Below are 17,509 nucleotides of genomic sequence, written 5' to 3' on the forward strand. Positions count from 1 at the left end.
TCACGACCGTCTCGAGACCGGCCCGGCGCTACCCGCGGGCGAGGAGGGCGAGGGTGGTGTCGTCGCCGCCGATGCGGGCCGGCTCGGCGACCTGGGCCGGGAGCAGGGCTCGGACGGCGTCCGGGCCGCCGTCGCGCACGGCGTCGGCGAGCTCGCGGCCGGTGGACCGCCACCAGGTGCGCGGGTCCCGGCGGGCCTTGCCGAGGCCGTCGGTGGCGACGAACGCGAGCACGACCGGGTCGTCGTCGACGTCGAGGTCGATCGTGCGCAGCGACGCGAGGGGGTCGGGCTGGCAGAGCGAGGCGGTGTGCACGCCGTCGGACGACGCGGGGTCCTCGGGGAGCGGCTGCTCCACCTCGCCGGAGGCGCGGACGACGACCGCGTCGCCGTCGCCGACCTGCAGCAGCGTGAGCCGCCCGCCGGCGACGGCCGCGGCGACGAGCGTGGAGCCGTAGGGCACCAGCGGCCCGCGGCGGAGCTGGTCGGAGCGCAGCGGGTGCGCCTCGACGTGGGCGAGCACGGCCTCGCGCCAGAGACCGACCACCTCCGCGCCGACCGCCGCGGGGTCGGCGGGCCGGCCGGCGGCGACCGCCTCGCGCAGCACGTCGTGCGCGATCGAGGCGGCGAGGCCGGAGCCGACGTCGCTGCGGAAGTGGGCGTGGTGGCCGTGCCCGTCGGCCACGACCGCGACCGCCGCACTGCCGTCGCCCGCCGCCCAGACCGCCGAGGAGTCCTGGTTGGGCAGGTGCTCGCGCACGTGGAACGCCCCGATCGTCGACGCCGCGGCGACGTCCCAGCGTGCTTGCTCCGTCACGGGTCCAACCTAGCGACGGAACCGATCGCGGCAGCGACCCGTCACCCCGGTGTGCCCCCGATCCTCCGCCTGGTCCTCGTCCTGCTGCTCGCCGTGCCGGTGCTCGTGCTGGCCCCGTCGACTCCTGCGCAGGCGTGCGACTGCGCGGGCGGCACCTTGCGGTCGTTCGCGCAGGAGTCCGAGGCGGTGTTCGTCGCCACGATGCTCGAGTCCATGCCCGAGGACGAACCGGTCACGACGACCGCCCGCGCCCGGGTCTCCCACGTCTACGCCGGCGACGTGCCCGGCGAGCTGACCATCGCGACCCACGGCCAGACCTCGGCGTGTGGACTGCCTGCCCTCGCCGCGGGGAGGACCCAGCTGTTCATGGGCTCGATCGAGGATGGGGCGGTCCGGGTCGGCCAGTGCGGCGGGACCACCGACGCGGGGCCACGGCAGGTCGCTGCCGTCGAGCGGGTGCTCGGCCCCGGGCAGTCCCGGGACGCGGCGCCGGCGGCGCTCCCGCCCCCGGTGCCGGACGACGACGCCGCGTCGCCGTGGCCGTGGGTCGGCGGCGGGCTGGCCGTCGTCGTCGTCGCCGCGGCCGGCCTGGCACTGCGGACACGGCGCTGGACCTGACCCGGCGTCAGCTGGCCTTCTTGGCGGCCGTCTTCCTCGTGGTCGACTTGGCCGCGGTCTTCTTGGCCGCCGTCTTCTTCGCGGGCGCCTTCTTGGCCGCGGTCTTCTTGGTCGCGGCCTTCTTCGCCGGCGCCTTCTTGGCCGCGGTCTTCCTCGCCGGCTCGTCGTCGGCGTCGGCCGCGTCGTCGGTCTCGGCCGCGTCGGGCACCGACTCGCCGCGCGCGGTCTTGGCGGCCGCGACCGAGCGCTGCAGGGCGGCGAGCAGGTCGACGACCTCGCCGCCGGTCTTGGTCGACGTCGGGGTGCGCTTGATCTCGCCGCCCTCGATCTTGGCCTTGACGACCTCCTGCACGGCCCCGGCGTAGTCGTCCTCGAAGTCGCTGGCGTCGAAGTCGCCGGCCAGGGTCTCGACCAGCATCGTGGCCATCTTGACCTCGGAGTCCTTGACCTCGCCGGCCTCGATGGAGAAGTCGGGCTTGCGGACCTCGTCGGGCCACATCATCGTCTGGAGCACGATCACGTCGTCGCGCACCCGCAGCACCGCGACCGTCGTCCGCTGCCGCAGGGCCACGGTGACCACCGCCATCCGGTCGGCGTCGAGCAGCGCCTGGCGCAGCAGCGCGTAGGGCTTGGCGCCGGTCTTCTCCGGCTCGAGGTAGTAGGACTTCTCGAACAGCATCGGGTCGATCTGGTCGCTGGGCACGAACTTCTCGACCGCGATCTCGCGCGACGACGTCGACGGCAGCGCGGCCATGTCGTCGTCGGTGAGGATGACCATCTCGCCGTCCTCGGTCTCGTAGCCCTTCGCGATCTCGGCGTAGGGCACCTCCTCGCCGTCGATCGAGCAGACCCGCTGGTACTTGATCCGCCCGCCGTCGCTGGCGTGCACCTGCCGGAACGAGATGTCGTGGCTCTCGGTGGCCGAGTAGAGCTTGACGGGCACGCTGACGAGCCCGAAGGACACCGCACCCTTCCAGATCGCGCGCATGGGGAAGCCTTTCGTTCGCTTGGCCCCCAGTGTGACGGGTGGGACGCCCGGAAGTCATCGCCCGCAGGGGTCCGGGTCCGACCCGGCAGGATGTCCCCATGCGTCCCATGCTCGCCACCCCCGGCGACCACGTGCCGGCCGGCGAGGAGTGGGCGCACGAGGTGAAGTGGGACGGGATGCGGATCCTCGCCGACTCCGCCGGCTACGGCGACCGCGGCCGCTACCGGCTGACCAGCCGCAACGACAACGACGTGACCGGTGCCTGGCCCGACGTCGCCGAGGGGCTGCGCGAGCTGCGCGGGCTGCGCCGCCGCGACCTGCTGGTCGACGGCGAGGTGATCGCCCTCAACGACCAGGGGGTGCCCGACTTCCGCACCCTGCAGGAGCGGATGCACGTGCGCCGCGCGTCGTCGGTGCAGCGCCTGGTCACCACCGTCCCGGTCACCTTCATGGTCTTCGACCTGCTCCGCCTCGACGGCGACGACCTCACGAGCGAGCCGCTCGCCACGCGGCGGGCCCGGCTCGCCGAGGTGCTGGAGGGTTCCCCGTGGCAGGTGCCGGCGGCGTACGACGACGGGACGATGCTGCACACCGCGACCCGCGAGCAGGGGCTGGAGGGCGTGGTCAGCAAGCGGCTGTCGTCGCCGTACCGGCCGGGGGAGCGCAGCCCGCACTGGCTGAAGTTCGCCCACCGCTTCCGCACGTCGTACGTCGTGGGCGGGTGGCGCCCGCAGGACGGCACCACCGACCGCCTCGCGTCGCTGCTGGTCGGCGAGCCCACCGCCGACGGACTGATGTTCCGGGGCCGCGTCGGCAGCGGGATCGCCGCCAAGCAGAGCCGCCTGCTCACCGAGGCCGTCAGCGGGCTGGCCCGGGCCGACAGCCCGTTCGACGACGAGGTGCCGCGCATCGACGCCCGGGGCACGTCCTGGCTCGACCCGGTGCTGGTCGTCGACGTCGACTCGCACGGACGGGGCTACCAGCGGCTGCGCCAGCCGTCCTACCGTGGCCTGCGCACCGACCTGACCCCGGAGGACCTGTGAGGACGACGTTCGCCACCGGCGCCCTCGTGGCCGCCCTCCTGACCGCGGTCCCGGCCGCCCCCGCACCCGCCGCACCCACCGCAGATGGAGGGCGCCCGGCAGCCGGGGCGGCGCGGGTGGTCGTCCTCGACGGCGTCCGGGTGCGCCTGCGGCCCGGCACCGAGCAGGTCGTCACGGTCAACCACCGCCGCGGACACGACGCGCGGGTGGCACTGCACGTGCTCGGCGAGCGGGGGTGGCGGGAGGTGCGCGCCACCACCGACGGTCGCATCGGCTACGGCGGGCTGGTGCGCGGCGACCTCCGCCGGCAGGGCACCGGCACCACCCCGCTCGGCACCCACGGCCTCACCTCGACGTTCGGCACCCACCCGCGCCGGCCGGCCTGGACCCTGCCCCACCGGCAGGTCCGCCGCGGGGACTACTGGGTCCAGGACAACGCCTCGCCCCACTACAACCGCTACCGCAACGTCCGGCAGGGCGGCTTCCGCCCGCGCACCTCCGAGCGGCTGACCGACTACGGGTCGCAGTACGAGCACGTGGTCGTGACCGACTACAACGACGAGCAGGTGCGCCACCGGGGCGCGGGCATCTTCGTCCACGTCAACGGGTCCGGCGCGACGGCCGGCTGCGTGAGCGCGCCGCGGCGGTTCCTGCGGATGCTGGTGGTGCGCCTCGACCCCGCGAAGCGACCCGTGGTGGCGGTCGGCCGATGAGCCCGAAGCACCAGGACGAGGAGGTCCACGTCGAGGTAGACGGCCACCGCCTGACGATCAAGAACCTGACCAAGGTGCTCTACCCGCAGACCGGCACCACCAAGGGGGAGGTGCTCGACTACTACGCGCGCATCTCGCCCGTCCTGCTCCCGCACGTCGCCGACCGGGCCGTCACCCGGATCCGGTGGCCGCACGGCGTCCAGGACCTCAGCTTCTTCGAGAAGAACACGCCGCCCGGCACCCCGTCGTGGGTGCGCACCGTGACCGTGCCGACCAGCGGCCGCCGGGCGGGGCGCTACGGCGACGTGCAGAACGACACCATCACCTTCCCGCTCATCGACGACCTCGCCACCTTGACCTGGCTGGCCAACCTCGCCGCGATCGAGCTGCACGTGCACCAGTGGCGGGTCGGACGCAACGGCCGGCCTCGCAACGCCGACCGGATCGTCGTCGACCTCGACCCGGGCGAGCCGGCCGGCCTGCACGAGTGCTGTCAGGTGGCCCTCCTCGCCCGCGACGCCCTGGGCGCCGCCGGCCTGACCGCCAAGCCGGTGCTCAGCGGCAGCAAGGGCCTGCACCTCTACGCCGACCTGCCGCAGCGGCTGCCCTCCGAGGAGGCCTCCGACCTGGCCAAGCAGATGGCCACCGAGCTCCAGGCCGCCCACCCGAACCAGGTCACCTCGGTGATGGCGAAGAACAAGCGCGGCGGCAAGGTCTTCATCGACTGGTCGCAGAACGCCGGGTTCAAGACCACCGTGGCGCCGTACTCGCTGCGCGGCAAGGAGCGCCCGTACGTCGCGGCGCCGGTGTCCTGGGCCGAGGTGGAGGAGGGCGCCGAGGACCCGTTCGGGCTCGAGCAGCTGCGCTTCGAGACCGTCCTGGAGCGGGTGGAGGAGCGGGGCGACCTGTTCGCCTGAGCACGCCGACGAGTGCCGAGTTGACGGCCTGTTACCAAATGGTGGTCGTCGTGTGAACTGCGCGTGGGCGTCCAGGCCGTACGTTGGAAGTGAGCTCGGGTCCGCGGGCCGCACGTCTGGGGGGAGTGCGGCCCCGCCCGAGCTCTGCTTGCTCCCTGGGAGCGGATGGAGCAGGATCGGGTTCGAGGCCGTGGTGTCTGATTCTGCCAGGAGTCCGTGGGACCCCTGGTCCAACCCCTATGCTCCATGACATGGGCCACAGAGTGCTCGTCGTCGAGGACGAGGAGGACATCGCGTTCCCCCTCGTCCGGACGCTGGAGCGCGAGGGCTACGACGTCGACTGGGTCGTCAACGGCCAGGAGGCCCTCGACCTGCTGGGCGGGGGCACCACCGAGGTCGTCATCCTCGACCTGGGCCTGCCCGACATGGACGGCCTCGACGTCTGCAAGCAGGCCCGGGCGGCCGGCTACGAGGGCGCGATCATGATCGTGACCGCCCGCGCCGGCGAGCTCGACCGTGTGGTCGGCCTCGACTACGGCGCCGACGACTACCTCGCCAAGCCGTTCGGCCTCGCCGAGCTGCAGGCCCGGGTGCGGGCGCTGCTGCGGCGTACGGGCGCCGGCAGCGGCAGCGACCAGCCCGACGACGCCCTGCGCATCGACGTCGACGCGCGGCGGGTCTACGCCCGCGACACCGAGGTGGCACTGACCGGCAAGGAGTTCGACGTGCTGTCGATCCTGGCCGCCAACAAGGACAAGGTCGTCAGCCGCGGCCGGCTGATGGCCGACGTGTGGGACGAGAACTGGTACGGCTCGACGAAGACCCTCGACGTCACGATCGGGCGGCTGCGCCAGAAGCTCGAGAGCGTCGGGGTGACCGAGCGGGTCGTGGCCGTGCGGGGCGTGGGGTTCCGGCTGGAGGCCCCCGCCCGCGATGCGTAAGCGCCTGACCGCCGCGTTCGTCCTGATCACGCTGGTCGTGCTGGTGGGCGCCGGGGTGGTGCGGTCCTACGCCGGCGACCAGGAGGTCCGGGCCCACGAGCGCGCCGACGCCACCGCCTACGCCGACGGGCTGGCGCGGCTGCTCGGCGAACGGGCGGACCGGGGCGAGCCGGTCAGCCGGGCGGCGCTGGAGGAGCTCGTCGACGTGGAGGCCCGGCTCGTCTACGCGCTGCCGGGCGCCGAGGACCTGGTGGCGACCGGTGACCGCTTCCCGACCGACGAGGACGAGACCGTCAGCGGCGACGCGGACGTCGCGGGCGGCGGACGGCTGACCGTCAGCCGGCACCACAACGAGGCGCTCGAGGGTGTCTGGGGCTCGGAGTGGGGCGAGATCGTGGCGCTCTTCGCGCTGCTCGGCCTGGCGGCCGGGGTCGCCGGCTACCTCTTCGCGCGCAGCCTGTCGGGCCCGTTCCGCCAGCTCGCCGTGGCCGCGGCCGCCCTGGGACGCGGACGGTTCGACCTCGACCTGCCCCGCGGTGGCGTGCCCGAGGCGCAGGCGATCGCCTCGGCGCTCGAGCTGAGCGCCACCCAGCTCACCGAACGGATCGAGCGCGAGCGCGAGTTCGTCCAGCACGCCAGCCACGTGATCCGCACACCGCTGACCAGTCTGCGGTTCCGCCTCGAGGAGCTGGTCACCGACCCCTGCCTCTCCCACGAGGCGCGCGACGACGCCGAGCACTGCCTCAAGGCCGTCGCCCAGCTCAACGAGGTGGCCACCGACCTGGTCGAGCTCGGCGGGCGCGGCGTGCTCGTCGCGGGCGCCGCCGTACCGCTGCGCGACCTGGCCGACCAGGTGTCCCAGCGGTGGGCCCGGCGGCTCGACGCCGGCGACCGCCGGCTCACCTCCGCCGTCGAGGGCGACCTCGAGCTGCTCTTCACCCCCGGTCCGGTCGAGCAGGTGCTCGACATGGTCTTCGACGACGTCGTGCGGCACGAGTCCGGGTCGGTGCGGCTGGTCTTCGAGGGCGCCGAGAGCCGGCTGCGCGTCGACGTGATCTGCCTGTGGGACGACGGCACCCGCGGCGCGCCCGAGCACCCGGTGCCCGACCGGATCCACCTCGTGCTCGACGCCATCGGCGGACGCCTGGAGGAGCCGGTCGACGCCGACGTGCTGCGGCTCCACCTGCCGCGGCGCTAGCGCGACCGGCCCTCGTCGTCGCTCCCCGGGTCGACCAGCTGGTAGCCGGCCGGCCGCTCGGGCAGGCGCAGCTCGCTCGCGGGCGCCCACCGCAGCACGGCGTGCAGGCCGGCGCGGGCCCCACCGGGCGTCGTCCAGGTGCGGACCTCGACGGGGAGGCGCTCCTCGACGTCGATCACGTAGTCGGCGCGCCGCGGCGGCTTCGGCCCGTACGGTGCCGGCGGCGTCGTGGCGGTGTGGTCGGTGGCGGGGTCGGTGGCGGGGTCACGGGCGGGATCGTCGGTCACGGCGAGGGTGAGGCCGTCGCGGGACGTGGTGCGGGCGGTGACGGTGCGCCCGCGGGGGTCGAGCAGCGGGCCGAGCAGGTCGGCCTGCACCAGCATGGCGAGGTCGAGGGGGAGGGTGCCCAGCAGCTCGCGCTCGCCGGCGCCCGACGTGCCGACGAGACTCACGTCGAGCTCGTGGTCGAGCAGGATGAGCTGCTGCACCCGGCCGGACTGCGCGGGGTGGCGCACGTAGGTGTAGCGGCCGGTCGTGACCACGAGCGCCCCCGTCGCGGGCGCCAGCGCCACCGACGCGGTCCGGCCCGCGGTCGTCTCGACCGTCGTCCACGCCGCCAGGGGCTCCGCGTCGTCGAGCACGGCGGCGCGCACCTGCTGCTGGACCTCGTCGGCCGTGAGCCGGTCGAGCGGGGGAGCGGTCGGTGCCGCGCTCTCGTCGGGTCGGGCGTGCCGGTCGACGAGACCGCCGACGGTGATCGCCCCGACGACGACAGCGGCCACGGCGGCCGCCGCCAGCAGTGCCGCGCCGCGGGGTGACCGGCTGCCGTGGCGGACGTCGTCCCGGGCCCGCTCGCTGGCGACCCGGTCGAGCGTCTCGCGGCGCAGGTCGCCCCAGTGCGGCTCGTGGTCGACGGACCGGATCGTGTCGCGGGCGTGGTCGAGGGGGTCGGTCATGGGCGCGTCCGTTCGGAGGGGGAGGACGGGTGGGTCGGGTCGGGGTCGGTCGCGGCGAGGGCCGCGCGCAGGCGGGTGCGGGCGCGGTGGACACGGACGGTGGCCGACCGGGTCGAGCAGCCCAGCGCCACACCGAGCTGCTCGTGGGTCAGCGGGGCGGCCGCCAGCATCGCCACGACCTCCTGGTCGCGGGCCGACAGGGTGGCGATCGCGGCCCGCAGCGCCTCGAGCCGCACCAGCCAGGGCGCGTGGTCGGGCTCGGTGGGGTGCGCGTGCAACTGGGCCCGGGAGGTCAGCGCGCGGCGGCGCCGCAGGGTGCGGACCTGGTTGGCCACGACGTTGCGAGCCACGGCGAGCAGCCACGCGGCCGGGTCGTGGTCGGTCGGGACGCCGCGCCGGGCGGCCACCACGAACACCTCGGAGACGACGTCCTCGGCGTCCTGCTGGTCGAGCCGGGCGCGCGCGTAGCGGTAGACCATCCGCGCGTGCTGCTCGAACAGCTCGCCCGCGTCGGGTGGCTCCCCGGGGTGGGGCAGGGGCGCCTTCACGAGCGTCGCTGCTCCTTCCTGCTCTGCGGACCACATGGAAGGTGAAGTGTCCGGCACCGCCCGACCATCACAGGCTGGCGCACGCGAGGTGGGTCACACCACGACGCGGTGACCCGGCGTCCGCTGCGGACACTCCGCTCTCGACGCCCGGGACAGCCGGGCCCGGGAGGGGAGCGGTGGATGAGGGCACGCGTGGCTGTGGTCGTGGGGGTCGTGGTGGTGGCCGGCAGCGCCGGCTGTGCCGACCCGGGCACCGGGGCCGCGGCGCCGGACGCCGACCCGCCGCGCCGCGCCGAGCCGGCCGTGACGACGTACGCCCCGGCGGCGCCGGAGGCCGGCCGGGTGGCGCGGCCGGCGCCCCCGCGCGGGCCCGACCTCACCGCGCACTCCACCACCGACCCCGACAGCCCGTGGGTGGTGGTGAACAAGAAGCTGCCGATCGCGCCGCTCGACCACCGTCCCGACCCGATGGCGATCGTCGAGGGCTACCAGGTGCACCCGCTCGCGGCCGCGCCGCTGCAGCGGTTGCTCGACGCCGCCCGGGCGGCCGGCGTACCGATGAAGATCACCAGCGCCTTCCGCTCCCACGACTACCAGCACGGCGTCCACGAGGCCACCGTCGCCCGGGTCGGCCCGCGCGCCGCCGAGGAGATCTCGGCGCGCCCCGGCCACAGCGAGCACCAGACCGGCCTGGCCGTCGACCTCGGCAGCCTGACCGACCCGGGGTGCAGCTTCGACGCCTGCTTCGCCGCGACCCCCGAGGGCCGCTGGCTCGCCCGCCACGCCACCCGCTTCGGTTTCGTGGTCCGCTACACCGCGGCGACCACCGAGGTCACCGGCTACCGCCCCGAGCCGTGGCACGTGCGCTACGTCGGCCGTCCGCTCGCCGCCGAGCTGGCCCGCACCGGCCGCGCGCTCGAGGAGGTGTTCGGGCTGCCGGGCGGTGGCTACCGCCGCTGACCTCGCGGTCGCGGAGTCGGTCTGCGCGGGGGGTGCACGGCTGGGGACGCCGGGTCCGGGCCGGCGATCGCGACCCCAGCGTTCGCCCGCAGTTCAGCCGCAGCACCCGTGCGGGCCCGACCCTGGGCTCATGGGTGACCAGCACGAGGAACGACCGGTCGGCCTCGCCGACCTCGACGCCGCCGGGGCGCGGTCGTTCGTCTCGACGGTGGGGCCGGTCCTGGCGCTCGCCCCGGTGGTCGGCCTGGTGCTGGTCGTGCTCCTCGCCGTGGATCTGGTCGCCGGGCTCGTCGCCCTCGGCGTCGCCATCGCGCTGTGCCTGGTCGTGGTGGGCTCACGCCGCTGGGACGGGCGGCGTCGCGGGTCCTGACCGGACATCCGTGCTGGTCGCCACCGAGCGCCAGGTCGTACGACGTCGGGCCGTCACCCGGTCTCGGCGCGCAGGGCGTGCAGCCGCAGCGCCACCTGCAGCTGGAGTGCGCTGCTCGGCGCCCGCCAGCCCTCGCCCAGCACCGCTTCCACCCGATCGAGCCGCTTGAGGAGGGTGTTCATGTGGATGTGGAGCGCCTGCGCCGTCCGGGTCAGGTTCCCGGCGTGGTGGAAGTACGCCGTCAGGGTGGCCACCAGCCGCGTCGCGCGCCGCTCGTCATGGGCGAGGAGCGGTCCGATCGTGTCGTGGAGGAAGCGGTGCAGGTCCTGGCGTCGGTCCGGGTCGAAGAGCAGGGCGTACATCGCGTACTGGTCGGTCGTGGTCCCGTGGTCGGTGACACCCAGGGCCTCCATCAACCCGCAGCACCGGCTCGCGAGGTCGTACGCCCGGCCCCAGTCGTCCGTCGAGACCCGCTCCGCGACCACGCGCACCGGCGTCGCGAGGTCACGGCGCAGCCGGGCGTGCACCGTCTGGGCCATCCCGCCCAGGTCCGGCGCAGGCACCAGCAGCGTGGCCCGGCCCAGGTGCTCGCCGGCGAGGCCGCCCAGCTCGGTCGAGAGGGCGTGCAACCTCCTGCCGACCTCGGGCGACGTCCTGGTGGCGGACTCGGCGACGACCAGGGCGTCCAACCGGTCGATGTCGATCCCGCGCGCCTGGGCCCGGGTCCGCTGACCGGCCCCGACGGGCGGGGCGGAGACCAGCAGCTCGGTGAGCAGCTCGCCGCGCACGCGCTCCTCGGCCTCGGCCACGGCCGTCTCCTTGAGGACGAGCAGGCCCATGATCTGGGCGGCCCGCTCCAGCGTGCGGATGTCGACCGCCGACGGCTCGTGCGAGCGCGTGAGCAGGAGGGCACCGAGGTGCGTGTCGCCGGCCTGGATGGTGGCTGCGCTGTGCCACAGGCCCGAGCTGTCCGTGGTCGTCGCCCACCGTCCCGACTGGCGGGCCTGCTCGACGGCGTCCGGTGACGGGCGCCGGACGGGTTGCCCCGCCGCGTCGTCGTGGACGCGGGTGGCCGTCATCGCGCCGGTCCGGTCGAACACGGTCACCGCGCCGTGGAGGTGCTCGACCAGCAGCTGCGCGATCTCGTGCGCACCGCCTCCCGTGAGCACGACACCGGTGAGCGCCTCGTGCACCGACTGGGCCCGCTCCATCGCCGCGACCTGGTGCTCGATGGTCGAGTACGCCTCCTGCAGCCGCCGGAGGGCGGAGCGGCTCTCGTCGTAGAGACGGGCGTTGTTGAGCGCGATGGCCGCGTGGTCGGCGAACGCGCTGAGGAGCGCCACCTCGTCGTGCTCGAAGGGCCGTTCGGTGCGGTCGGCGGCGAACAGCACGCCGATCACCTCGTCGCCCACCAGCAGCGGCACCCCCAGCAGGGCCACCATGCCCTCGGGCAGCACGAGGTCGTCGAAGGTCCGGTCGTGCGGCACGTCGCGGGTCTCGAGGTAGTTGCTGACCCAGGCGGCGGCACCGGTGGCGATGACCCGGCCGCCGACACCGGTGCCGGACGGCACCCGGGCCGCCTTGAAGGTCGAGGAGATCGTGCCCTGCGAGGCCTTGAGCGACAGCTCGCCGTCGGGTCCGAGCAGGGATAGGTAGGTGAAGTCGGTGCCCACCAGCTCGTGCGCCTGGCGCACGATGGCGTCGAGCACGGTGTCGAGCTCACCCAGTGCCGTGAGGGAGCGCGCCGTCGCGTAGAGCGAGCTGAGCTCGCGCTCGCGACGGATGCGGTAGGCGCCGAGGTCCTGACGGGCGGTGCGGTGGGACGGCTCGGTCCCCGCGGACTCCGGTCCAGGCTCGGGCATGGACGATGTCTACACCAGGGACGGTCCAACAGGGGAGGAATCATCCCTCATGTGAGGGCCGGTGGCGACCTAGAGTTCCGGCCAGCCGCACTGTGGCGCAGGCCACAGGAAGCGCTCGACTCCAGGAGCCCACATGTTGACGTCCCGCCTCTCGCCCGTCCGCGCCTCGAAGGCCTCGCGCGTCGCCGTGACCGCGCTGGGGCTCGCCCTCGTCCTCGGCACGGCCGCCTGCGGCGGAGACACGGACGGTCCCGGCGCCTCGACCGGCGACGGGGTGGACGGCAAGACGATCAACTTCGTGGGCTACGGCAACGACAACCCCTGGGGTGCCCACTTCAACAAGGTGTTCATCGAGCGGCTCGAGAGTGCCGGGGCCGAGGTCGTCGACCTGACGACGATGGACCCCGGCACGGCCGTGACCAACTTCAACCAGGCCGTCTCCAACCAGCCCGACCTGATCGTGGCCGCGCTGCTGGACACCTCCTCGATGGTGGTGCCGATCTCCAAGGCCAAGCAGGCGGGCGTCCCCGTCCTCGTCTTCGACGGGCGCCCCGACCCGTCCGTCGACGGCGACGTCATGCAGGTCCTCTCCGACAACGAGGCACTCGGGGTGGCCGCCGCCCAGAACCTCGTCGAGGGCATGCAGGCGCAGGGCAAGGACTCCGGCAGGATCATCGCGATCACGGGCACCGCGTCCGGCTTCGCCTCCCAGGACCGGATGGCTGGGTTCGAGGCCGAGCTGGCCAAGACCCCGGAGTACGAGCTCGTCGACGTCCAGGACGGCAACTGGGACCCGGCCCTCTCCGGCAGGATCGCGACCCAGCTGTTCGCCAAGTACGGCTGCGACGGCATCCAGGGTGCCTACGGCATGGCCGACTACCAGGCCCTGCCCATCATCGCCTCCGCCGAGCAGGCCGGGTGCGCGGTGGGCGGCAAGGACGGCCTCGTCGTCACCGGCAGCAACTGCTTCAAGGCCGGCATCGACGCCATCAAGGCCGGGACCCTCTACGGGACCGCCACCGAGGACCCCGGCACCATCGCCGAGCAGACCGCCGACTACGTCGGGCGCTACTTCGACGGGGAGAACCCGCCGCAGACGGAGGTCGTCGCGGAGGAGCGGGTCACCGCCGAGAACGTCGACCAGTTCGCCGACCAGTGCAGCAACGCGTGAAGCCTCCGCCCTCGGCCGCGCTGCCCGGCGGCGCGGCGGTCCGCGTCGACGACCTCGTCAAGAGCTTCGGCAGCACCCGGGCCGTGCGCGGGGTGACCTTCGAGATCGCCGCGGGCGAGATCCACGCGCTCTGCGGCCACAACGGGGCCGGCAAGAGCACCGTCGTGAAGATGCTGTCCGGGCAGGAGACACCCGACGACGGCGCCATCCACCTCGACGGCCGGGCGGTCGACCTGCGCAGCCGGCAGGTCGCCCAGCGGGCCGGCATCGCGCTGGTCGACCAGGAGCTCAGCGTCGTCCCTGCTCTGAGCGTCGCCGAGAACCTGATGCTCGGCGACCAGCAGACCCGCTGGCTCAACCGGCGGCGTAGCTCGGCCTCGCGGTTCCGTGCCCTGCTCGACAGCGTCGGCCTCACCCACGTACGGCTCGGCCAGCCGTTGTCCACCCTCGGCATCGGCGAGCGCCAGCTGGTCGAGGTGGCGCGAGCACTCGGGCAGGACGCCCGCCTCGTGATCCTGGACGAGCCGACGGCGACGCTCAGCGACGTCGAGAGCGACCACGTGTACGCCGCGGTGCGGCAGGTGGCGGCGACCGGCTGCGCCGTGCTGTTCGTCTCGCACCGCCTGGGCGAGGTGCTCGACCTCTGCGACCGGGTGACCGTGATGCGGGACGGCGACGTCGTCGCCACGACGCCCGCCCGGGCGCTGACCATCGACACCCTCATCCACCAGATGCTCGGCGAGGCGCCCCGGCGGCTCGAAGCACGGACCGCCGGGGTCGGCCCGGTCGACCGGATCGGCGAGGCCGGCCGGGTGGTCCTGTCCGTCGACGGGCTGTCCGTGCCCGGCCGGGTCCACGACTTCAGCCTCGACCTCCGAGCGGGTCGGGTGCACGCGGTGGCCGGCCAGCTCGGGTCCGGCGCCTCGGACGTGCTGCGGGCACTCGCGGGTCTCGTCCCCGCCGGCACGGCCCGCGTCGAGGTCGACGGCGTCGCCGTCCGTGCTGGTCACCCGGCCGCCGCCGCGGCCGCGGGCATCGCGTTCGTGTCCAACGACCGCAAGTCCGAGGGCCTCTTCCTGGACAAGCCGGTCAGCTGGAACCTGCTGGCCACCCGCCTCCCCTCCGTGACGCGTCTCGGCGTCCTGGACCGCCGACGGTGGTCGGCGACGCGCGACGTGCTCGTCGACCTGTGCGGCCTGGACCCCCGCAGGTCCGGTCACACCGTCGGGTCGTTGAGCGGCGGCAACCAGCAGAAGGTCTTCGTGGGCCGGTGCCTGGGTCGTGACGACGTCCGGGTGATCCTGCTCGACGAGCCCACGCGAGGCGTCGACGTCGGCGGTCGCGCCGCCATCCACGCCCTGCTCCGTGACGCCGCCGACCGGGGCGTGGCGGTGCTGTTCAGCTCCACCGAGCTCGAGGAGCTGACCGACCTCGCCGACGTCGTCGTCACCATGCACAAGGGTGCGGTGGTACGCCGCCACGACGGCGACGCGGACGGCGCGGTCCTGCTGCGCGAGATCACCCACGGCGCGCGGCAGGAGCAGCACGCATGAACGCCCTGTCCGCACCGCCTCGCCCGGCGGCCGCCGTCCCCGGTCGCCGGCGCTCCGCCTCGACGATCGCCGTCGACCTCGTCGTGGTCGTCGCCGTGCTGGCGGTGGTGCTCGTCGGGCTCTCCACCGACCGCTTCGTGTCGGTGGCCAACGCCAAGGCGATCGTCACCTCCGCCAGCCTGGTGGGGATCGCCGCGCTGGGGCTGACGCTGATCATGATCGGCGGGTCGGCCGTCTCGCTCGCGATCTCCCAGACCGTGGCCGCGGTCGGCATGATCTTCCTGGCCACGCAGTCGCTGGGTCTGGTCACCGCGCTGGTCGTCGCGATCGTCGGTGGCGCGGTGATCACCGGCATCCAGGGGGCCGTCGTCGGCTACGCCGCCGCCAACCCCGTGGTCCTGACGATCGCGGCCAGCTTCGCGATCGCCGGACTGGCGACGGGCATCGGTGGCGGCACCACCGTGTCTCCCTCGGGCACCGGCTACGACCTGCTGAACGCGACACCCGGTGGCATCGCACTCAGCGTCTACGTGCTGCTGCTCCTCGTCCTCGCCCTCGAGTGGACCCTGCGGAGCACCGCCTTCGGCCGGACGTTGTACCTCGTGGGCGAGAACCGTCCGGCGGCCCGGGCAGCCGGGCTCCCCGTGGGGCGGACGACGTCCCTCGCGTGGTTCGGCGCCGGGGCGCTGTTCGCGGTGACGGCCGCGTTCACCGCCGCCTTCAACACCTCGGCCAACGTCAACCTCGGCGGCACCCTCACCTTTGACGCCATCGCCGCCGTCCTCGCCGGGGGCACCCCGATCTCGGGTGGGCGTGGGTCGGCCGTGCGCACGCTCGCCGGGGCGGTCCTGATCGCGACCGTCTCCGACATCCTGCTGCTGCGCGGCTACTCCACCGGCGTCCAGGTCCTGGTCAAGGGACTCATCGTGCTGGGCGTCGTCGTCCTCGTGCACCTGCGCTCGAGGGGGAAGCACGCATGAGGATGCCACCGCTCAGCCGACCCGAGGTCCTGCTGCCGGTCACCGCCCTGGCCCTCACCCTCGTCGCGTTCGCACTCCTGCCGGTCCACACCGGATCTGCCCTGACGCCGTTCGACGTCTACAACACGTCCCAGATCTTCGCGCGCTACGGGCTGCTCGCCCTCGCGCTCGGTCTGACGATGATCGCCGGGGAGTTCGACCTCTCCGTGGTGGGCACCTACGCCCTCGGCGGCATGCTCACCGTCCAGGCCGGCCAGGACGGCTACCTCTACGGTGTGCTCGCCGCGGTGGGCGCCGGCGCGGCGATCGGACTGGCCCAGGGAGGACTCATCGCGGGCCTGAGACTGCCGTCGATGCCGGTCACCCTGGCGACGTACATCGCCCTGCTGGGGCTGACGAGCGCGCTGTCCGGTGGACTCACCAAGTCGTACTCGAACATCGAGGTCACCCTGTGGGTCGACCAGGTCGTGCTGACCTACTTCTCGCCGCGCAGCCTGGTGACGCTCGCGCTGTTCGTGCTCGCCGCCGTCCTGCTGGCGTGCACCCGCTGGGGCCGCGAGCTGCGGGCCATCGGGGGCGACCGGCGCGCCAGCAGGGTGGCCGGGGTGCGGGTGGACCGGCTGGTCGTGGGGACCTTCGTCGCCTCCGGCGTGCTCTCCGCGCTGGGGGGCTCGCTCCTGGCCTTCAGCCTGGGGTCGGCCAACCCCGACCCGGGCGTCCAGCCGCTCATCCTCGCCGCCGCGGCGGCGCTGCTCGGCGGCGTCTCCCTCGCGGGCGGCCGGGGCACCGTGCTCGGCCTGCTGGCGGGGGTGCTGGCGGTCGCGCTCCTGGCGGGCATCGTGACCGTGGCCGCGCTGCCGGGCTACGTCACCCAGCTGTTCTACGCCGGCCTGCTCGGCGTCATCGTCGTCATCGACGCGCCCGACCTGCACGACGCCGTCCTCCGGCGCCGGACCGGACGGCGTTCCGCCACCCCCCACGCTCGCTCGAGCGACCACACCCAGGAGACCGCACGTGCCTGACCCGTCCCTGATCTTCTCCGACCTGCGCTTCCCCGAGGGGGCGCGCTGGCGCCGCGGCCGGCTGTGGTTCTCCGACATGCACACCGGCCAGGTCTTCCGGGCCGATCCTGCAGCCAGGACGATGGAGGAGGTGGTCGTCGTCGACGACCAGCCCTCCGGCCTGGGGTGGCTGCCGGACGGCTCGCTGCTGATCAGCTGCATGCTGGACCGCGTGGTCCGGCGGCTCGGTCCCGACGGCGGGCTGACCGACTTCGCCGACGTCTCGGCGCTCACCGACGCCCCGATCAACGACCTGGTCACCACGCCCGAGGGCCGCACGTTCCTCGGCGGCTTCGGCTACGACCTCTACGCGGACGCCGCGCAGCGCCCGGGCCCGATCTTCGCGATCGACCCCGACGGCACCCCGACGCTGGTCGAGGACGACATGGTGTTCCCCAACGGTGCCGTCGTCCTGCCCGGCACCACGACCCTGGTGGTAGCCGAGACGTGGGCGGCCAGGCTGACGGCGTTCGACGTCGACGAGCGCGGCGGTCTGATGGGCAAGCGGGTCTGGGCCGAGCTGCCCGCCGGGTCGACGCCCGACGGGATCTGCGTGGACGCCGCCGGCGGGGTCTGGGTCTCCTCGATCGTCACGTCACGGTTCCTGCGGGTGGAGGAGGGCGGCCGCGTCACCCGGACCATCGACGTGGGGAGCCGCTGCGCCACCGACTGCGTGCTGGGCGGACCCGAGGGACGCACGCTCTTCCTGCTCACGTCCAACAGCTGGCAGCCGTCAGAGACCACGACGCGGCAGGGTCGGGTCGAGGCCGTCGAGGTCGACGTACCCGGCCCGCCGGAGGTGGCGGGACCGTGAGA

18 protein-coding genes are annotated in these 17,509 nt (G+C 74.0%); 13 read left to right on the top strand and 5 right to left on the bottom strand.

Features of this window, described 5'->3' with window-relative positions; genetic code table 11:
• Positions 1 to 28 precede the first annotated feature (28 nt).
• Complete coding sequence (locus AC4MBH_RS09635; RefSeq protein ID WP_491794634.1) at positions 29 to 814, bottom strand: protein phosphatase 2C domain-containing protein; 786 nt, start codon at positions 812 to 814, stop codon at positions 29 to 31.
• 51 nt (positions 815 to 865) lie between these two features.
• On the opposite strand from AC4MBH_RS09635, the gene AC4MBH_RS09640 reads away from it, so the two are divergent.
• Complete coding sequence (locus AC4MBH_RS09640) at positions 866 to 1,432, top strand: hypothetical protein (RefSeq protein ID WP_491794635.1); 567 nt, start codon at positions 866 to 868, stop codon at positions 1,430 to 1,432.
• Between the two features lie 7 nt (positions 1,433 to 1,439).
• Here the strand turns inward: AC4MBH_RS09640 and ku are convergent, their stop codons facing one another.
• Positions 1,440 to 2,420, bottom strand: a complete 981-nt coding sequence (gene ku, locus AC4MBH_RS09645) for a non-homologous end joining protein Ku (RefSeq protein WP_491794636.1) — start codon at positions 2,418 to 2,420, stop codon at positions 1,440 to 1,442.
• Positions 2,421 to 2,518: 98 nt separating this feature from the next.
• Between ku and ligD (AC4MBH_RS09650) the strand changes: the two genes are divergently transcribed.
• The 5 genes from ligD (AC4MBH_RS09650) to AC4MBH_RS09670 all read left to right on the top strand — a co-directional run bounded on the left by ligD (AC4MBH_RS09650) (position 2,519) and on the right by AC4MBH_RS09670 (position 7,232).
• Positions 2,519 to 3,463, top strand: coding sequence for a non-homologous end-joining DNA ligase (ligD, locus tag AC4MBH_RS09650; protein WP_491794637.1), 945 nt, complete (start codon positions 2,519 to 2,521; stop codon positions 3,461 to 3,463).
• Positions 3,460 to 4,176, top strand: a complete 717-nt coding sequence (locus AC4MBH_RS09655; RefSeq protein WP_491794638.1) for a L,D-transpeptidase family protein — start codon at positions 3,460 to 3,462, stop codon at positions 4,174 to 4,176. Before ligD (AC4MBH_RS09650) ends, AC4MBH_RS09655 begins: the two co-directional genes overlap by 4 nt.
• Positions 4,173 to 5,093 carry a non-homologous end-joining DNA ligase gene (gene ligD / locus AC4MBH_RS09660; protein WP_491794639.1) on the top strand — a complete coding sequence of 307 codons (921 nt, stop codon included), beginning with the start codon at positions 4,173 to 4,175 and terminating at the stop codon, positions 5,091 to 5,093. Before AC4MBH_RS09655 ends, ligD (AC4MBH_RS09660) begins: the two co-directional genes overlap by 4 nt.
• 251 nt (positions 5,094 to 5,344) lie before the next feature.
• A complete protein-coding gene (locus AC4MBH_RS09665) occupies positions 5,345 to 6,034 on the top strand; it encodes a response regulator transcription factor (RefSeq protein ID WP_491794640.1) in 690 nt (229 codons plus the stop codon).
• On the top strand, positions 6,027 to 7,232 hold the full coding sequence (locus tag AC4MBH_RS09670; protein WP_491794641.1) for a histidine kinase dimerization/phospho-acceptor domain-containing protein: 1,206 nt from the start codon (positions 6,027 to 6,029) through the stop codon (positions 7,230 to 7,232). Before AC4MBH_RS09665 ends, AC4MBH_RS09670 begins: the two co-directional genes overlap by 8 nt.
• Here AC4MBH_RS09670 and AC4MBH_RS09675 read toward each other — a convergent pair.
• Both AC4MBH_RS09675 and AC4MBH_RS09680 read right to left on the bottom strand, forming a co-directional pair.
• On the bottom strand, positions 7,229 to 8,188 hold the full coding sequence (locus AC4MBH_RS09675) for a hypothetical protein (protein WP_491794642.1): 960 nt from the start codon (positions 8,186 to 8,188) through the stop codon (positions 7,229 to 7,231). The genes AC4MBH_RS09670 and AC4MBH_RS09675 overlap by 4 nt on opposite strands.
• Positions 8,185 to 8,772, bottom strand: a complete 588-nt coding sequence (locus AC4MBH_RS09680) for an RNA polymerase sigma factor (protein WP_491794643.1) — start codon at positions 8,770 to 8,772, stop codon at positions 8,185 to 8,187. The genes AC4MBH_RS09675 and AC4MBH_RS09680 overlap by 4 nt, the downstream gene beginning before the upstream one ends.
• 156 nt (positions 8,773 to 8,928) lie before the next feature.
• Between AC4MBH_RS09680 and AC4MBH_RS09685 the strand changes: the two genes are divergently transcribed.
• Together AC4MBH_RS09685 and AC4MBH_RS09690 are read left to right on the top strand one after the other, a co-directional pair.
• Positions 8,929 to 9,696, top strand: a complete 768-nt coding sequence (locus tag AC4MBH_RS09685) for a M15 family metallopeptidase (RefSeq protein ID WP_491794644.1) — start codon at positions 8,929 to 8,931, stop codon at positions 9,694 to 9,696.
• A gap of 130 nt (positions 9,697 to 9,826) precedes the next feature.
• The gene (locus tag AC4MBH_RS09690) at positions 9,827 to 10,066 is read left to right on the top strand and encodes a hypothetical protein (protein ID WP_491794645.1); all 240 of its coding nucleotides are present in this window, start codon (positions 9,827 to 9,829) and stop codon (positions 10,064 to 10,066) included.
• 53 nt (positions 10,067 to 10,119) lie between these two features.
• Here AC4MBH_RS09690 and AC4MBH_RS09695 read toward each other — a convergent pair whose 3' ends face one another.
• On the bottom strand, positions 10,120 to 11,928 hold the full coding sequence (locus tag AC4MBH_RS09695) for a helix-turn-helix domain-containing protein (protein ID WP_491794646.1): 1,809 nt from the start codon (positions 11,926 to 11,928) through the stop codon (positions 10,120 to 10,122).
• 133 nt (positions 11,929 to 12,061) lie between these two features.
• On the opposite strand from AC4MBH_RS09695, the gene AC4MBH_RS09700 reads away from it, so the two are divergent.
• Genes AC4MBH_RS09700 through AC4MBH_RS09720 form a run of 5 tightly spaced genes read left to right on the top strand, consistent with a single transcriptional unit; the run spans position 12,062 to position 17,507 of the window.
• Positions 12,062 to 13,099: a sugar ABC transporter substrate-binding protein gene (locus tag AC4MBH_RS09700; RefSeq protein ID WP_491794647.1), complete on the top strand. Its 1,038-nt coding sequence runs from the start codon at positions 12,062 to 12,064 to the stop codon at positions 13,097 to 13,099.
• Complete coding sequence (locus tag AC4MBH_RS09705) at positions 13,096 to 14,652, top strand: sugar ABC transporter ATP-binding protein (protein WP_491794648.1); 1,557 nt, start codon at positions 13,096 to 13,098, stop codon at positions 14,650 to 14,652. The genes AC4MBH_RS09700 and AC4MBH_RS09705 overlap by 4 nt, the downstream gene beginning before the upstream one ends.
• Complete coding sequence (locus AC4MBH_RS09710; protein WP_491794649.1) at positions 14,649 to 15,632, top strand: ABC transporter permease; 984 nt, start codon at positions 14,649 to 14,651, stop codon at positions 15,630 to 15,632. Before AC4MBH_RS09705 ends, AC4MBH_RS09710 begins: the two co-directional genes overlap by 4 nt.
• On the top strand, positions 15,629 to 16,654 hold the full coding sequence (locus AC4MBH_RS09715) for an ABC transporter permease (RefSeq protein WP_491794650.1): 1,026 nt from the start codon (positions 15,629 to 15,631) through the stop codon (positions 16,652 to 16,654). Before AC4MBH_RS09710 ends, AC4MBH_RS09715 begins: the two co-directional genes overlap by 4 nt.
• Positions 16,647 to 17,507, top strand: coding sequence for an SMP-30/gluconolactonase/LRE family protein (locus tag AC4MBH_RS09720; protein ID WP_491794651.1), 861 nt, complete (start codon positions 16,647 to 16,649; stop codon positions 17,505 to 17,507). The genes AC4MBH_RS09715 and AC4MBH_RS09720 overlap by 8 nt, the downstream gene beginning before the upstream one ends.
• Positions 17,508 to 17,509: the final 2 nt, after the last annotated feature.

Source organism: Nocardioides sp. WJ219, from assembly GCF_058559815.1.

Coding starts and splice junctions, on each gene's coding strand:
- ku (WP_491794636.1), bottom strand. CDS start 2,420: ATGCGCGCGATCTGGAAGGGTGCGGTGTCCTTCGGGCTCGTCAGCGTG.
- ligD (WP_491794637.1), top strand. CDS start 2,519: ATGCGTCCCATGCTCGCCACCCCCGGCGACCACGTGCCGGCCGGCGAG.
- ligD (WP_491794639.1), top strand. CDS start 4,173: ATGAGCCCGAAGCACCAGGACGAGGAGGTCCACGTCGAGGTAGACGGC.
- AC4MBH_RS09665 (WP_491794640.1), top strand. CDS start 5,345: ATGGGCCACAGAGTGCTCGTCGTCGAGGACGAGGAGGACATCGCGTTC.
- AC4MBH_RS09670 (WP_491794641.1), top strand. CDS start 6,027: ATGCGTAAGCGCCTGACCGCCGCGTTCGTCCTGATCACGCTGGTCGTG.
- AC4MBH_RS09675 (WP_491794642.1), bottom strand. CDS start 8,188: ATGACCGACCCCCTCGACCACGCCCGCGACACGATCCGGTCCGTCGAC.
- AC4MBH_RS09680 (WP_491794643.1), bottom strand. CDS start 8,772: ATGTGGTCCGCAGAGCAGGAAGGAGCAGCGACGCTCGTGAAGGCGCCC.
- AC4MBH_RS09690 (WP_491794645.1), top strand. CDS start 9,827: ATGGGTGACCAGCACGAGGAACGACCGGTCGGCCTCGCCGACCTCGAC.
- AC4MBH_RS09695 (WP_491794646.1), bottom strand. CDS start 11,928: ATGCCCGAGCCTGGACCGGAGTCCGCGGGGACCGAGCCGTCCCACCGC.
- AC4MBH_RS09700 (WP_491794647.1), top strand. CDS start 12,062: ATGTTGACGTCCCGCCTCTCGCCCGTCCGCGCCTCGAAGGCCTCGCGC.
- AC4MBH_RS09710 (WP_491794649.1), top strand. CDS start 14,649: ATGAACGCCCTGTCCGCACCGCCTCGCCCGGCGGCCGCCGTCCCCGGT.
- AC4MBH_RS09715 (WP_491794650.1), top strand. CDS start 15,629: ATGAGGATGCCACCGCTCAGCCGACCCGAGGTCCTGCTGCCGGTCACC.